This is a genomic window from Ruegeria sp. CDSB022, from assembly GCF_059611145.1.
Genome location: NZ_JBXWOZ010000005.1, coordinates 32,071 through 47,914 on the forward strand (window position 1 = coordinate 32,071; position 15,844 = coordinate 47,914).

A 15,844-nucleotide genomic window follows, 5' to 3' on the forward strand; every position below is an offset into this window, starting at 1 on the left:
TCACACCAGATATCCGCCATCGGAATCGTCGCCTGCCTCTTCCATCAACCGGCCCATATCCGGAACAGATACACGGCGCTTTCCTTCTAGCAAGATGATCTCGTCTTTCTTCAAGGCGGATATCTGACGGCTGACAGTTTCCAGTGTAAGGCCAAGGTAGTCTGCCATCGCCTCGCGCGTCAGCGGAAGATCAAAAACGATTGGGCTGGAACTCCCGTTCTGCCCAATCGACGCATCCCGGCGCGCGATGATGGACAACAGGCTTGCGATTTTTTCGCGCGCAGTCTTGCGCCCCAGCACCAGCATCCATTCACGGGCAGCGTCCAGCTCATCCAATGTCATCTGAAGCAAACGATGCGCGATATGCGGAGTCGCACCCATCAGTTCTTCGAACGGCTTCTTACGGAAACAGCACATGACAATGTCAGTCGTTGCCACGACGTCGTAAGGCGCTGAATCTCGACCGGGACGACCGACGAAATCGCTGGGCAGCAAAAGGCCAACCATCTGCGTGCGCCCATCTTCCATGGTCTGAGTCAAAGAAGCGATCCCCGACACGACCGAGCCCACGAAATTCATCTGATCACCGGACCAGATGATTGTCTGCCCAGCCTCGAAGCTGCGATAATATTTAATACCTTCAAGAAGCTCCAGCTCATGAACATCGCAATGCGCACAGACTGCTCTGTGGCGGATTGGACAATCTTCACAGTTTGTATGATCGATTTTGAAAATCTGTGTCATGCGCGTTCCCACTTGATCTCTATCAAGGTTGCTAGGCGTGCCGTCCTCTAACGGTATCGCCATGATAGTTAAACCACAACTTGCAAAGCTTGGACTATTTGACGCGAAAGTACCGCGCTACACAAGCTATCCAACAGCCCCTCACTTCAACAATGATGTGGGGGTAAACCTTTACGAAGACTGGATTACCGGCATTAAACCCGGCAGCTCCGTCTCGTTGTACATACACGTGCCCTTCTGCCGCAGGCTGTGTTGGTTTTGTGCCTGCCGAACACAGGGGACGCAAACTGACAACCCGGTCATCGCCTATGTCGACGTCCTCAAGGCCGAGCTTGATCTGCTGGCCGCGCGCCTGCCTCAAGGCGTCACCCTCTCGCGTCTGCACTGGGGCGGCGGCACACCAACGCTGTTGAATCCCGATCTGATGCGAGATCTGGCCACACGCATTCTGGATGTTATCCCGCTGGGCCCGGGTGCTGAATTCTCGGTCGAAATCGACCCGAACGAGATTGACCAAGCCCGACTGGACGCGCTGGCCGAAGCGGGCATGAACCGTGCCTCGATCGGCGTGCAGGATTTCGACGATGAGATTCAGAAAACTATCGGTCGCGTCCAAAGCTATGACACCACGCGCGCAGCTGTGGACATGATCCGTGCCCGCGGCATTACCAGTCTGAACGCAGATATCCTGTACGGTCTGCCGCATCAGACCAAATCAAGGATGACTGAAAGCGTACAGAAACTGCTGTCACTGAACCCCGACCGCGTTGCGCTGTACGGATACGCCCACGTGCCGTGGATGGCCAAGCGGCAACAGTTGATTCCTTCGGACGCATTGCCCACGCCCGAGCAACGTCTGGAGCTGTTCGAGACGGCGCGTCGACTGTTCCTCTGGGATGATTACGCCGAGATCGGAATTGACCACTTTGCCACGCAGGATGATGGTCTGACACATGCGCTCAGGACCGGGCGACTGAAACGGAACTTTCAGGGTTATACGGATGATCAAGCCGAGGTGCTGATCGGTGTGGGCGCAAGCTCGATCTCGCGGTTTCCTCAGGGCTACGCCCAGAACGCACCGGCAACATCGGCCTATACGAAAGCCATCCGCGAGGGGCGCTTTTCGACCTCGCGCGGGCATTTGTTCAAAGGGCAGGACATTTTGCGCGCACGTCTGATCGAAGCGCTGATGTGTGATTTTCAGATCAATTCGGCTGAGATTCTGCGTGACCACAACATATCCGCCCAAGAGCTGAACGAGATGTTCCAGAAGGCCAATGCCGACTTCAACAATCTGCTACACGTCACCAAGGATGGCCTGTTCATTCCACCCGAGGCCCGGCCGCTGACCCGAATGATTGCCCGCAGCTTTGACGCCTATGACCTGAGCAAGGCAGGCCACAGCTCGGCGATCTGATCGCTTACAGGTGGGCCCGGTTGTGCGGCCCGCCGCTTAGATACCAGTACAGGGGCTTGACGCGAGCCTCTGGTTGTCTTCACACTTGGGCGGAACGATCCGAACCCTGAGGCAGGTGAATTCGCAGTCAGTCCTCGCCCACGCAGCCGTGTGGGTCGGCCCTTTTCGTGCAGGTATTACTGCAACCTGAAAAGAGGGACATCACTCATGCGCGTATTCACCGTCCTCGGCCCCAGCCAATCTGGCAAGACAACCCTGGTCGAGGCCATAAGCCGTCTCGACAACCGACCCACCACATTCGATGTCTCCGGAACCGTGCACTTGCACGGTTTTTCTTACTTGGACGAGCCCTGGTGCGCGATCGACGTGGACGGGGGCAGCGACAATCTGGGTTATGTCGGACCAGCCATGGCGATTTCGGATGCGGCGGTTGTGGTTGTCCCGCCGGACCCAGACGCGGCTGTCTTGTGCGCGCCCTATCTGCGGCTGGTTGAAGAGGCGGGCATTCCCTGTTTCCTGTTCATCAATCGGATGGACGCCCCAAATGGCCGTATCCGGGATATCATCGCCGCGCTACAGACCTACTGCACCCACCACATCGCCCTACGTCAGGTCCCTATTCGCGACGGCGAGACAATAGTCGGCGCGGTCGATCTGATCTCGGAGCGGGCTTGGAAATATCAGGAAGGCCAGCCCTCGGCCCTGATCGAACTGCCGCTCTCGGTCGAGGACCGCGAACAAGAAGCCCGCACCGAGCTGCTAGAGACGCTGTCGGATTTTGACGATCACCTGTTGGAGCAGCTGATCGAAGACAAACAGCCCGCAAGTGCCGAGATCTACGATCTGGCCGCGCAGGTTTTGCAGAACCACCAGTTGATCCCCGCCTGTCTGGGCGCGGCCAGCCATGGCAATGGCCTGACCCGCCTGATGAAAGCCCTGCGGCACGAAGCCCCTGAGTTCAACATTGCCGCCAACCGCGATGAGGCCACCGAGACTGCCCGCGCCATTGCGGGATTCGCGGACGTGAAGAAACATATCGGCAAGATCATCGTCCTTCGTGGCCTGGGAGATGGCGTGCGTGCGCATGAAGCTTTGGGAGGTGAGACAGTCGGCAATCTGACGACACTTGACGCCAAGACCCAGATTTCCGGGCTGGAGGCAGGTCAGATCGGGCTGGCCGTGAAATCCGATCACCTGATCCCCGGCAATGTTTACGACAGCAAATCCGAATCTCCGTTGCCGGAATGGGCATCATCACATCCAGTCGCCCAACGTCAGATCGTATCACCCGCGCATGAGCGAGATGACGTGCGCCTGTCGAACGCTCTGACCCGTCTGGTCGAGATCGACCCCGGTCTCCATCTGGAGCAGGATGAGCTGAGCGGCCATGCGGTGCTGGGCTCTCAAGGCCCGCAGCACATGCGCCGGATCACCGCCAAACTGGCCGAAGATTTCGGGATCGAAATCGTGGCCGACCCGATCGAGACCGCCTATCGCGAAACCATCCGTGCGCCCATCGAACACCGCCACCGTCACCGCAAGCAATCCGGTGGTGCGGGTCAGTTTGCAGATGTCGTGATCTCGGTCACGCCCATGCCGCGCGGATCAGGGTTTCAGTTCGAAGAGATCGTGAAAGGCGGTTCGGTGCCGCGCAACTATATTCCCTCAGTTGAACACGGGGCCAAGGACGCGCTGGAGCAGGGGCCTGAGGGCTTCCCTGTTGTTGATGTCAAAATCACGCTGAGTGACGGCAAACACCACAATGTGGACAGTTCCGATTATGCTTTCCGCACCGCAGGCAAGAACGCCGTACGCGAGGCGCTGCCTCAGGCCAAACCGGTGGTCCTGCAACCCATTCTGAACGCAGAGATTCACTTGCCATCCGATTTCGTCGGTGATCTTGTCCCCACGATCAGTTCCTTACAGGGTCAAGTGCTGGGATTCGAAGGCAACCCCAACGCTTCGGGCTGGGAGATTTTCAATGCCCAACTTCCTGCCGTGGCCGAGGATGAGTTGCATCGCACCCTGGCCAGCGCCACGCGCGGCACCGGTTGGGTAAAGTTAAGCTTTGATCACTATGAAGAACTGCGCGGCCCGATACCGAAAGCGGCAACGCGGGAAACCGCAAACGCGTGAAAAACACGGCGAGCGGGCTTCAGCCCGCTGCCGCAATCAATTCGCGGGTGTAATCTGTCTGCGCGTTTTCGAACAGGTCTTCGGCAGCGCCCATTTCAATCACGTCACCGTTCCGCATAACGATGACATTATGTGACATCGCCCGGACCACTTTTAGGTCATGGCTGATGAACAGATATGCCAACCCGTATTTCCGCTGCAGATCTCGCAGCAAGTCTACGATCTGCACCTGAACCGTCATGTCCAGCGCGCTTGTCGGCTCATCCAGCACCAGAAGTTTGGGACGGAGCACCATCGCCCGTGCGATGGCGATACGCTGCCGCTGCCCGCCCGAGAACTCGTGCGGATACCGGTCCATCGACGCCGGGTCCAACCCCACTTCGGTCATCACATCCGCCACCAGATCACGCGGGGAGCGGTGTGGATCAACCTTGTGGATTGCCAGACCCTCGGCGATGATTTGCATACAGGTCATGCGCGGGCTCAGGCTGCCAAACGGGTCCTGAAACACAATCTGCATATCCTTGCGCAAACGGCGCAATTCGCGTGTGGACCAACGGCGCACATCCTGGTCGCGAAAGGTGATACCACCCTCGGACGCGATCAGCCGCATGATGGCCAGCGCCAACGTGGTCTTGCCCGACCCGCTTTCGCCCACGATCCCCACGGTTTCGCCGGCGCGCACGCTGAGGCTGGCGTCATTCACCGCCTTAACATGGCCGACAGTTCGCTTGAGAAAGCCGCGCTGGATCGGGAACCAGACTTTCAGGTGATCGGTGCGGGCGACCTCTTCTGCATCCGCGGCGACCGGATCGGGTTGGCCCGACGGTTCGGCCGCCAGCAATTTCCGGGTATAGGGATGCTGAGGGTTCTCGAAGATGTCCGCGGTTGCACCGGCTTCGACAATCTCTCCGTCCTTCATGACGCAAACTCGGTCGGCGATCCGGCGCACGATGCCAAGGTCATGGGTGATGAACAGCATTCCCATGTTTTCGGCTTTCTGCAGGTCTGCCAGCAACTCGAGTATCTGTGCCTGAATGGTCACGTCCAGCGCCGTGGTCGGTTCATCTGCGATCAGAATGTCCGGCTTATTGGCCAGCGCCATGGCGATCATGACGCGCTGCCGCTGTCCGCCCGAAAGTTGGTGCGGATAGCTGTCCAACCGATCCTTCGGGTCCCGGATACCAACCTTCGTCAGCAACTCGACAATCCGATCACGGGCCGCGTCGCCCACCACCCCCTGATGCAGCGCCAGCGATTCTGCCATCTGCTTCTGGATCGTGTGCAACGGGTTCAACGATGTCATCGGTTCTTGAAAGATGAAGCTGATGTCGTTGCCGCGCACATCCATCAGATGTTGCTCGGACGTCCCGATCATCTCTTGCCCGTCATATTTCACCGAACCTTCGACAATCGCGCTGTCTCCCAACAGCGAGACGGTCGACAAGGCGGTCACAGATTTTCCGGACCCGGATTCCCCTACCAAAGCCACGGTTTCCCCACGATCCACCGTGAAGGACACGCCCTTGACCGCCGCACTGACCTGCCCGTCCTGCCGGAACGAAACCTTGAGGTTGTTTACATCCAGCAGGCTCATGAGAAGGTCTTTCTGGGATCAAACGCATCGCGGACGCCTTCGAAAATGAAGACCAGAAGCGACAGCATGATGGCAAAGGTGAAAAAGGCGGTAAAGGCCAGCCAAGGGGCCTGCAAGTTCTGTTTTGCCTGCAAGGTCAGCTCGCCAAGCGACGGGGCCGAGGACGGCAGGCCGAAGCCCAGAAAATCCAGCGAGGCAAGCCCGCCAATCGTTCCGGTGACGATGAAGGGCATGAAGGTCAGCGTGGCGACCATTGCATTGGGCAGCATGTGGCGGAACATGATCGTCCGGTTGCTGACGCCCAACGCCCGCGCCGCCCGGACATATTCAAGGTTTCGCGCCCGCAGGAACTCAGCTCGAACAACGCCAACCAATCCGGTCCAGCTGAACAGGATCATAAGCAACACCAGCAACCAGAAACTGCGCCCTAGAATAGCGAACATGATGATGATCACATAAAGCGATGGGGTGGCCGACCAAATCTCGATGATCCTTTGAAAGATCAAATCCAGCCAGCCGCCGAAAAAGCCCTGAATTGCGCCTGCGAAGATACCGATCAGGCTGGCGACACCTGTGACCATCAGCGTGAACAGAATGGACAGACGGAACCCATAGATCACCCGTGCAAGCACATCGCGCTTGGTGTCATCGGTGCCCAACAGGTTCTGACCATTGGGCGGCAGCGGGGCGGCGCCCGGCCGATCAACGCTGGTTTTGAAAGAGTATGGGATCAGCGGCCAGATGGCCCAGCCGCGCTCGAACCCGTCGGCGGCAAAGGATCCGGCCTCGATCTGTTCGATAATACCGTCAGGATCGTCAAAGCACTGATCCAAACCGCCACTGTCTATCAGACAACGCACTTCGGGGTCGCGATAGATTGCTTCGGTTTGGAAATCACCGCCAAACTCGGTCTCTGGGTAGAAATTGAAGATCGGCGTATAAAGCTCACCGCGGTATTTCACCAGGATCGGTTTGTCATTTGCGATAAATTCAGCAAATAGCGACAGGCCGAACAGGATCGAGAAGATGATCAGCGACCAGAACGCCCGGCCATTGCGACGGAAGTTGCGCCACCGGCGCTGATTCAGGGGGGAAAGCGCCATTTACCCCTCCCGCTTTTCAAAGTCGATGCGCGGATCAACCAGCACATACATCAGATCACTGATGATGCCGACCACCAGCCCCATCAGGCCAAAGATGAACAGCGTTCCAAAGATAACCGGGTAGTCGCGCGCGACCGCCGCCTCGAACCCAAGGCGACCCAATCCATCCAGCGAAAAGATGGTTTCGATGATGATTGACCCTCCGAAAAACACACCGATGAAGACGGCCGGAAAACCCGCAATTACGATCAGCATCGCATTGCGGAATACGTGGCCATACAGCACCCGGCTTTCGCTCAGGCCCTTGGCGCGGGCGGTCATGACATATTGCTTTTTGATCTCGTCCAGAAACGAGTTTTTGGTCAGCAAGGTGAGCGTTGCGAAGGCCGATATGGTCAGCGCCAGGATCGGCAACGCGATATGCCAGAAGTAATCGGCAATCTTGCCAAATACACTCAGGCTGTCCCAGTTGTCCGAGGTAAGCCCCCGCAGCGGAAAGATTTGCCAATAGGACCCACCGGCAAATAGCACCAGCAGCAAAATGGCGAACAGAAATCCCGGGATAGCATAGGCCACGATGATGGCGCCACTGGTCCAGGTGTCAAAGCTTGATCCGTCCCTGATCGCCTTGCGAATACCCAGAGGGATCGACACCAGATAGGCAATCAGCGTCGACCAAAGCCCCAGCGAAATAGACACCGGCATCTTTTCCAGCACCAGATCGGTCACACTGATCGACCGGAAATAGCTCTCGCCAAAATCCAGAGTCAGGTAATTACCCATCATATTCAGAAACCGTTCCAAGGGCGGTTTGTCGAACCCGAATTCTTTTTCCAGTTCTTCGATGAATTCAGGCGGCAGGCCACGCCCGCCGATATAGCGGTCATTTGTTCCGCCGGTCTGCTGCTCAATATCGCCACCACCGCCAGCGATACCTTCAAATACATCTCCACCACCCTCCATCTGGGCGATGATCTGTTCAATCGGGCCGCCTGGCACAAACTGCACAAGGGTGAAGTTGACGATCATGATTCCCAGCAGTGTGGGAATGACCAGCAGCAGGCGTCTTAGAATATATGCTCCCATTTGGGCGGATTACCTCAAGGCGCCGGAGGATTTCAACTGGGCTTCCTGCTCGGCGTTGATCCACCACAGGTCTTCGACTCCCAATGAATAAGGCGGCAGGTTTTCCGGGTATTCATACATGTCCCAATAGGCAACCCAGTATTTGCCCAAATACCAAGTGGGCACCATGATCCGCTTGGCCCGCAGAACACGGTCCAGGGCGCGAACATTGGCAAACAACTCTTCGCTGTTGGTCGCTGCCACGATGTTGTCGATCAGTGGTTCAATATCCGGGCCGTGCGCGCCGGACGGGTTGAATACGGAATACGAGGCCGCCTCGGTTCCGAATTGCTGGTACAGTCCCGTCGAAGGTTGCAGCGAACTTGGGTACCCGCCGAAAATCATGTCGAAATCCCGGTCACGGCGGCGCAGGGTGAATTGCGCATTGTCCACACGATTGTAGGTCGCATCGATACCCATCGTCCTCAGGTTAGCGACAAATGGCTGGATTATACGATCAAGAGTCGGCTGGTCTGACAGAAATTCTATGGCTAGTACTTCACCGTTTTGATTGCGGCGGATACCGTCTTCGCCCACCTGCCAACCGGCCTCATCCAGCAGCTTCATCGCGGCGCGCAGATTGCGACGATCGTTCTGACGCTCGGCGCGGGATTCATGGGCAACGACCGGTTGGTCGGTCAGTACCGCAGGGTCCAGCGCATCGCCCAGGCTTTGCAGAACCTCCAGTTCACGCCCCTCGGGCAGCCCCGTCGCCTCTAGGTGAGTTCCCTGCCAGAATGAGTCGCGCTGCTGAAACAGGCCATATTGCAAGCTTTCATTCGTCCATTCGAAGTTGAACCCTAACTGGACGGCTTCGCGCATCTTGGGATCCTGAAATTGCGGCCGGTCCAGGTTCATGACAAAGCCCGAAGCGTTGGGGACATCCCCGTCTTCCAGCTCTACCCGAACCACTGTTCCGTTTGCTATGGCAGGAAAATCATAGGCCGTTGCCCAGCTTTTCGAGTTGTTTTCCTGGCGCAGTGTGAACGTGCCCGCTTTGAACCCCTCCATCGCAGCAATCGAGTCCGCGAAATATTCGATCCGGATGGAGTCATAGTTGTTGCGGCCAATATTCACATTAACGTGGTCGCCCCAATAGTCCGGGTTGCGCTTGTAGACGATGCGCCGGTTGATGTCATAGCTGTCCAAAACATAAGGTCCGGATCCGATACCGGGCTCAAGCCGGGATTTGTCGAGCCGCCGGTTTTCAGGGTCTGCCTCAAACCAGGCCTTGGAAAACACAGATGTCCCGGCAACCTGACTTATTAGGCCACGGCGCGGGATATCCGGTGCGAAGTAGAATTTAACCCGATGATCATCCAGCGCTTCGGCACGCGGAATCATCTCGCGGACGGCGTCGGCATAGGATTTTAACCCCTGTTCCAGCAGCAGATTATGCGAAAACACAACATCTTCGGCAGTCACCGGGGTTCCATCGGAAAACCGCGCCTCAGGTCGCATGTTGAAGATGACCCAATCCTGGCTTTCCGGGTATTCAAGGCTTTCTGCCAGCAGACCGTAGTAAGTGGCCGTTTCATCATAGGACGCGACCATCAGGGATTCATACTGATCCGCAGAACGCGCACCCGCGCGGCCCTGCCGCGTGTAGGGGTTGAAACTGTCAAATGTCCCTTGCGCTGCATAAGACAACTCTCCGCCGCGCGGCGCATCAGGATTTACATAATCGAAATGGGCAAACCCTTCAGGGTATTTCAAATCGCCAAATTCCGAGAATCCGTGGCTTTTGATGATGGTCTCTTCGGCAAACAGTTGAGAGGTCATGAGCGCAAGCAGCAAAAAGCCGGTAATCGGTATGGTCAACCAACCTCTGAAATCCAATGCACGTGCCTGAACAATCTGTCGGTTGGATTCCATTTGGCTCATCCCCTGTTGCGTCACTTCTTATAGTCTTGCGCCTGAACGAAGCTAAAGGTCCAGCGTTGACTGATTCAAGTTTAGAATGCGTGAGCGCATTGTGAAGGTTTCTTCATACAAAAAAAGCCGCTGCACGGGGCAGCGGCTTTGAATTTCAGATGTGCCGGTGTGGCATCAGTTGCCGATTGTCTGCAGATAGGCAATCAGATCGGCACGGTCCTGCGGTTTTTTCAGGCCAGCAAAACTCATGGATGTGCCCGAGATATAGCTGCTTGGCTTGGTCAGGAAGGCATCCAGTGCTTCGGGTGTCCAGTTGCCGCCATGGGCCTGCATCGGTGGCGAATAGCCGGTAAAACCGCTGGCCGTTGCGACAGGGCGGTCAACGACACCATACAGATAGGGGCCTGTGCCGTTTGCACCGTCTTCCAGCTTGTGACACGCGGTACACTTGCGGAAAACTTTGGCGCCTTTTTCAACGTCGGCGGCGGCCAGCAGCTCTTCAAATACTACCTCTTCACCGTTGGCGCTTTCGCCTGCGCTTTCGGTTTCGATGATGTACGAAGCCGTCTCGCCATGGGCATCGGCGTGGTAAAGCTCTTCTGCGGCCCATTTGGCCAGAAGCAGCACCAGGAAGGTGCCAAACAGGCCTGCTGCGGCCTTGGTAACTGTCATCGTGTCGAACATTGATCGCGAGTCCATTTCAGCTGTCTGCGGGGTGTCTAAGGCTTCCCCTTACAAGAGGCAAGGTATAGACACCGCGACTAAACGCCCAATTCTGGAACTTGTTGCACGGAATCGACCAAATGACAAAACGTATCGCATTTCAGGGAGAACCCGGTGCCTATAGCCACGAGGCATGCCGAAACGCTCGTCCCGATATGGAGGCCCTGCCCTGCCGCACATTTGAGGATGTTATCGAATCAGTTCGGTCCGGCAAAGCAGACCTGGCGATGCTTCCGGTCGAAAATACGACCTATGGGCGGGTGGCCGATATTCACCGCCTGCTGCCCCATAGCGGGTTGCATATCATCGACGAAGCTTTTGTTCGCGTACACATCAATTTGTTGGCAGTCCCCGGTGCCAAGCTGAGCGACATCACCGAAGCGCATTCGCATCTGGTGCTGCTGCCACAATGCGCTGGGTTCCTGAAGCAGCACGGCATTCAGGGACGCGTCAGCCCGGACAATGCCCGCGCCGCGCGCGAGGTTTCCGAGGCCGCCGAACTGCATTCTGCCGCGCTGGCCAGCGAGTTGGCCGGAGAGATCTATAACCTGAACGTCCTGGCCCGCCATATCGAGGACAGCGACGACAACACCACGCGCTTTTTGATCATGTCACGCGACGCGGATCTGTCGCGGCGCGGGGCGCATGGGATGATCACCAGTTTTGTGTTTCAGGTCCGCAACATCCCGGCCGCGCTGTATAAGGCGATGGGCGGCTTCGCCACCAATGGTGTCAACATGACCAAGCTGGAAAGCTATATGGTCGACGGGTCGTTCACGGCCACGCAGTTCTATGCGGATATTGTCGGGCACCCGGATGACCGCAATGTACAACTGGCCTTGGAAGAGCTGGAACATTTCACCACCAATGTCGAGATTCTGGGCGTGTATCCAGCCGTCCAGCCGCGCGGCTAGCTCAGGCTAACTGGTATTTCTTGCACACCGCACCTTCATGTGACCGGTAACCGACAAATCCCATGGCCGCGTAATAGGCCAGGCCTTCGGCATTTTGCGCTCCAATGGTCGCGTCTATTGCAGGCAGACCTGCGGCTCGGGCCGCCAGCAGCGTTTTCTGAAACAGGGCCCGCCCGACCCCCATGCGCGCGGCTGACGGGCGTATATGTGTTCCGATGATGCCCCAACCGGCTGTTACGCCATAAGTGTTTCCGTCGACGGACAGTTTCAGCGCCTGAAAGCCCAATACCTGTGAACCCTGCACCGCCACGGTGCATTGGATGCTGCCGCAGTGGCTGATGTAATGCTCTTTGGCAAAACTCTCATCGCTGGGTTTGGTGCGCTTACCGGCGGTCACGATCTCTTGCAGGACCTCGGAAATACCTTTGGCGTCATCCACAACTGCGCTGCGCAATATCACATCAGACATTCAAGGCCTCTTGTCTCGGAATTCTCATGAACCGTGCAGATGACGTTCTTCCATTTCCCGCGCGAATTCGCTGAGGCGGGCCTGAAACTGTCGCCGGAACCGCGACTGACCCAATCTGAGCGATTGCAGCAACAGCCGTGCAGGCAGGGATTTGGCCGATAGCGACATATCCACGGTCAGCCGGGTTCTACGTTGCGACAGGGCCAGAAACTCGACCCTGGTTGAGCCATTCATTCCCTTGCTTGCCGCCTCGAACCGCATATGGGTCGGTGGATCACATTCGGCCATATTGATTTCCACGCGCCGAGGCTTTCCGCGCATACGGAACTCGGTCTCCCAGGATGTACCGGGCACAACGCCCATATGCCCTGACAAACGCCGGACCTCGATCCCGCGGCGCATTGCCATCCGCTCGAACCGTTCGAAATCCGCAAACATTTCGAACACTGCGTTGACAGGGGCCTGAATATCTTCACGTGCGGAGAATTGCATGGTGGGTTATCGTTCTCTTGCCTATTCGCCCAGTATTTTGTCAGTCGAGCGTATCTGCAAGCCAGTTTTGCAGCAGAAAATGCGCAATCGCGCCTTTGCGCGCTGGCAGAAGGCTGGGATGTTCCCCAGCAAAGACCTGCATCATTTCAGCCTTATCCACCCATATCGCGTCTTCGATTTCAACCGGATCTATAGTGATTTCTTGCGACAATGCCTCGCCTGCACAGCCAAACATCAGTGACGCCGGAAAGGGCCAGGGCTGGCTGGAAAGATAGGTTACTTGCCCGACGGGGACACCGGCCTCTTCCATCACCTCTCTGCGCACCGCCGCTTCCAGCGTTTCTCCGGGTTCGACAAATCCGGCCAGTAGCGAATACATGCCTTCAGGCCATCCCGGGGATCGCCCCATCAGCACCGAATTCCCATATGTGATCAACATGATGACGACCGGGTCGGTGCGTGGGAAATGCTGCCCCCCACACGACGGGCAACTGCGTTGCCATCCTGCTTGCGACATCTCGCTGGCGGCGCCGCAACGGGCGCAAAACCTATGGGTTTGATGCCAGGCGATGACCGCCTTGGCGGAAGCCGAAAGTTCGGCATCACGTGGGGAAAGGCGCGCCATGATGCGGCGCAATTCGACAAAAACCTGACCTTCAGGCAAATCCGGGTGCTGTTGCTCTGATCGGTCGAAGAATGCCCCAAGCTCGGACATGTCAACGCCCTCGGGCATCCAATCGGATATATCAAAGGCAAAAACCGGAACTTCATCCGAGAGACCAAGCAATACTGGCGCTGGGACGATCCCACCGGGACCATTTGCGATCAGCTCATGCAAGACAGGTAACAAGCAGAGTTGATCAAGGGCCTCTCCTTGAACCAGCAGCTTTCCGCGCCACAGCAACAGGCATTTCGCTTTCGGATGTGCTCGCGCTGCTGCCATCGTGTCGACGTCTCCGCGAAGATGTGCGGCACGATCCAGCCCTGATCCACCAAACGTTACCTGTTCCGCGTTCTTCATTTAAATTCCTCTGGTTCGCCTGCACAGGGCTGCCATGACAGCTTCGGTGTTGCAACGACAATTCCACGACCGAAAACCGAGGCGATCCCGTCAAATTACCGCAAGTGCATAAAAAAATTTGCACTTACTATGCTTTTTGTTGAAGTTGTTATTCATAAAACTGCCAAAAGTAGAGTATTAAAAACAATTTCGCATTTGTCTGATCAGTCTGTAGGTATCCGGATTTTGGCGACCACCGATCTGCACATGAACCTGTGCAGTTTTGATTATTACGCGGATCAAGACGAACCTACGATCGGATTGACCCGAACGGCCAGCCTGATCCGGCAGGCGCGGAACGAGGCTGAGGCAGACGGAGATATCGTCTTGCTCTTCGACAACGGAGACGCTCTGCAGGGTACACCGTTGGGGGATTGGGCTGCCGATCCCGCCAATGCGCCGCACATCCTGATGCAGGCCTTCGGCAGCCTGGGATATGACGCGATTGGCCTGGGAAACCACGACTTCGGATTCGGGCTTCAATTCTTACAGCACGTTATCTCTGACGCCCCCTGCCCTGTGCTCAGCAGCAATGCCTTGCGCACGAATGGGCCTCAGATCTGGCAAGATCATGTCATTTTGCACAAAGAGATCCCTGGCTCGCCGACACCTATGGCTTTGAAAATTGGGGTTTTTTCGGTCCTCCCGCCTCAGACAGCGCAATGGGAGGCACACAAGCTGCACGACACCCTTACCACTCAGGACATCCTGACTTGTGCGGCAAACAAAGTCAGAAAGCTCCAAAACGAAAATTGCGACCTGATCATCGCGTTGGCCCATACCGGTTTCGGACCGGACAGGTCACAACGGAATATGGAAAACGCGATTATTCCGCTAGCCGAAATCGAAGGTATCGACGCAATAATTGCTGGTCATTCCCATTTGACCTATCCCGCCAAGGCCGGCTCTGAAAACACTCTGGTGCATGGCAAACCAGTTGTCCTACCCGGAACGGCCGGATCACATCTGGGGGTGATTGACTTGAAACTTCACTCGGCAGAGCGCGGCGGCTGGACCGCTGGCGAAGCCCGGGCGACGCTGCGACCGATATCTGCGGGGCGTCCCGACGAAATCGTATCACTGGCGCCTGAAGATCCAGAATTGTTGCATCTGTTTTCCTCTGGTCATGCCGAAACCCGCAGGCGAGCGGGCCAGCCGGTCGGGCGCACCCCGCACCATCTGCACAGCTATTTCAGCTTTTGCGCCGTGGACCGTGGGCTGAGGCTGGTCGCCGCCGCCCAGGCTGCCGCGTTACGTCTGTGTATGTCCGAAACCGACCTGGCAGACATTCCGATTTTATCGGCGGTTTCACCTTCGAAATTCGGCGGTCGGGCCGGGCCGCGATTCTATACGGATGTTAAGCCTGGCGAGATATTCCTGCGTAACGTGGTTGACCTGCATGTTTTTCCAAACGAATTGCAGGGTGTCATTGTATCCGGTGATCAAATCGTGGACTGGCTTGAGATGTCCGCAGCTGTTTTCAACCAGATTTCGACCGGATCTGCATCCGAACTTATTTGCGAAAATCGGGTGGGTCACAACTTTGATGTGCTATACGGGCTGTCCTGCAGAATTGATCTGACACAACCTCCGCGTTTCGACGATATGGGCACCTTGATCAACGCCGAATACCGGCGCGTTTCAGAGGTTCTGGTCGGTGCCACCCCCATTGCACCGGATCAGCAATTTGCCGTCGCGCTTAACAATTATCGCGCCAGCGGGGGCGGGCATTTCCCATTTGCGGGTAATGCGCAACGTATCGACATGCCCATCCTGCCGGTCCAGCAAGCCCTGCTGGATTATCTGTCAGGCACCTTGGTCAGCGATCCGCTGGAAGAGGCCCAGAAACCCTTCAGAATCACCAGTAACACTGGTACGCAGGCGATCTTACGCACCGGTCCAAATGCCCACCGACATCTGCAGGACATTCAGGAATTTGATCCACAAGTCCTTGGAACCGACGAAAATGGCTTTTTACGGATTCTTCTGACCTTCTGACGGGTTGTGTTTTTCCGGCCAACTGCCTATATCCACCCTCGAGAGGTTGGCGCGGGCGAGCGCCTCGCCAACCTGGTCAGATCCGGAAGGAAGCAGCCACAACGAGCCCCGCTTGGGTCGATGTCCAACCTCTCACTTACGCGCAACGACTGCCGCAGGAGGGACTTTATGATTGTAGCAATGACCCTTCG

13 protein-coding genes and 1 other RNA gene are annotated in these 15,844 nt (G+C 56.8%); 5 read left to right on the plus strand and 9 right to left on the minus strand.

What is annotated here, in order from left to right; genetic code table 11:
- Nucleotides 1-744 (minus strand): transcriptional regulator FnrL, encoded by a 744-nt coding sequence (gene fnrL / locus AC2FIZ_RS10745; protein ID WP_281973102.1) that lies wholly within the window; start codon nt 742-744, stop codon nt 1-3.
- Between the two features lie 61 nt (nt 745-805).
- Here fnrL and hemN point away from each other — a divergent pair, with 61 nt between their 5' ends.
- The gene (gene hemN, locus AC2FIZ_RS10750; RefSeq protein WP_281995392.1) at nt 806-2,161 is read left to right on the plus strand and encodes an oxygen-independent coproporphyrinogen III oxidase; all 1,356 of its coding nucleotides are present in this window, start codon (nt 806-808) and stop codon (nt 2,159-2,161) included.
- Nucleotides 2,162-2,368: 207 nt separating this feature from the next.
- Nucleotides 2,369-4,297, plus strand: coding sequence for an elongation factor G (locus tag AC2FIZ_RS10755; protein ID WP_271949797.1), 1,929 nt, complete (start codon nt 2,369-2,371; stop codon nt 4,295-4,297).
- A gap of 19 nt (nt 4,298-4,316) precedes the next feature.
- Here the strand turns inward: AC2FIZ_RS10755 and AC2FIZ_RS10760 are convergent, their stop codons facing one another.
- The 5 genes from AC2FIZ_RS10760 to AC2FIZ_RS10780 form a co-directional block, all read right to left on the minus strand.
- Nucleotides 4,317-5,894 (minus strand): ABC transporter ATP-binding protein, encoded by a 1,578-nt coding sequence (locus AC2FIZ_RS10760; protein WP_142636958.1) that lies wholly within the window; start codon nt 5,892-5,894, stop codon nt 4,317-4,319.
- Nucleotides 5,891-6,997, minus strand: a complete 1,107-nt coding sequence (locus AC2FIZ_RS10765) for an ABC transporter permease (RefSeq protein WP_142636960.1) — start codon at nt 6,995-6,997, stop codon at nt 5,891-5,893. The genes AC2FIZ_RS10760 and AC2FIZ_RS10765 overlap by 4 nt, the downstream gene beginning before the upstream one ends.
- A complete protein-coding gene (locus AC2FIZ_RS10770) occupies nt 6,998-8,083 on the minus strand; it encodes a microcin C ABC transporter permease YejB (RefSeq protein ID WP_142636962.1) in 1,086 nt (361 codons plus the stop codon).
- Between the two features lie 9 nt (nt 8,084-8,092).
- Nucleotides 8,093-9,997 (minus strand): extracellular solute-binding protein, encoded by a 1,905-nt coding sequence (locus AC2FIZ_RS10775; protein WP_281973099.1) that lies wholly within the window; start codon nt 9,995-9,997, stop codon nt 8,093-8,095.
- Between the two features lie 174 nt (nt 9,998-10,171).
- On the minus strand, nt 10,172-10,681 hold the full coding sequence (locus AC2FIZ_RS10780; RefSeq protein ID WP_281973121.1) for a c-type cytochrome: 510 nt from the start codon (nt 10,679-10,681) through the stop codon (nt 10,172-10,174).
- Nucleotides 10,682-10,800: 119 nt separating this feature from the next.
- On the opposite strand from AC2FIZ_RS10780, the gene AC2FIZ_RS10785 reads away from it, so the two are divergent.
- Complete coding sequence (locus AC2FIZ_RS10785) at nt 10,801-11,634, plus strand: prephenate dehydratase (protein ID WP_142636966.1); 834 nt, start codon at nt 10,801-10,803, stop codon at nt 11,632-11,634.
- Nucleotide 11,635: 1 nt separating this feature from the next.
- Here AC2FIZ_RS10785 and AC2FIZ_RS10790 read toward each other — a convergent pair whose 3' ends face one another.
- Genes AC2FIZ_RS10790 through nudC form a run of 3 tightly spaced genes read right to left on the minus strand, consistent with a single transcriptional unit; the run spans nt 11,636 to nt 13,616 of the window.
- Complete coding sequence (locus AC2FIZ_RS10790) at nt 11,636-12,103, minus strand: GNAT family N-acetyltransferase (RefSeq protein ID WP_281973098.1); 468 nt, start codon at nt 12,101-12,103, stop codon at nt 11,636-11,638.
- Between the two features lie 24 nt (nt 12,104-12,127).
- On the minus strand, nt 12,128-12,595 hold the full coding sequence (locus tag AC2FIZ_RS10795) for an SRPBCC family protein (protein WP_142636970.1): 468 nt from the start codon (nt 12,593-12,595) through the stop codon (nt 12,128-12,130).
- Nucleotides 12,596-12,635: 40 nt separating this feature from the next.
- On the minus strand, nt 12,636-13,616 hold the full coding sequence (gene nudC / locus AC2FIZ_RS10800; protein WP_496791012.1) for an NAD(+) diphosphatase: 981 nt from the start codon (nt 13,614-13,616) through the stop codon (nt 12,636-12,638).
- Between the two features lie 195 nt (nt 13,617-13,811).
- Here nudC and AC2FIZ_RS10805 point away from each other — a divergent pair, with 195 nt between their 5' ends.
- Both AC2FIZ_RS10805 and ffs read left to right on the plus strand, forming a co-directional pair.
- Nucleotides 13,812-15,653, plus strand: a complete 1,842-nt coding sequence (locus AC2FIZ_RS10805) for a 5'-nucleotidase C-terminal domain-containing protein (protein ID WP_281995394.1) — start codon at nt 13,812-13,814, stop codon at nt 15,651-15,653.
- A 39-nt stretch (nt 15,654-15,692) separates the two neighbouring features.
- Nucleotides 15,693-15,791: signal recognition particle sRNA small type (gene ffs / locus AC2FIZ_RS10810), an RNA gene on the plus strand.
- Nucleotides 15,792-15,844: the final 53 nt, after the last annotated feature.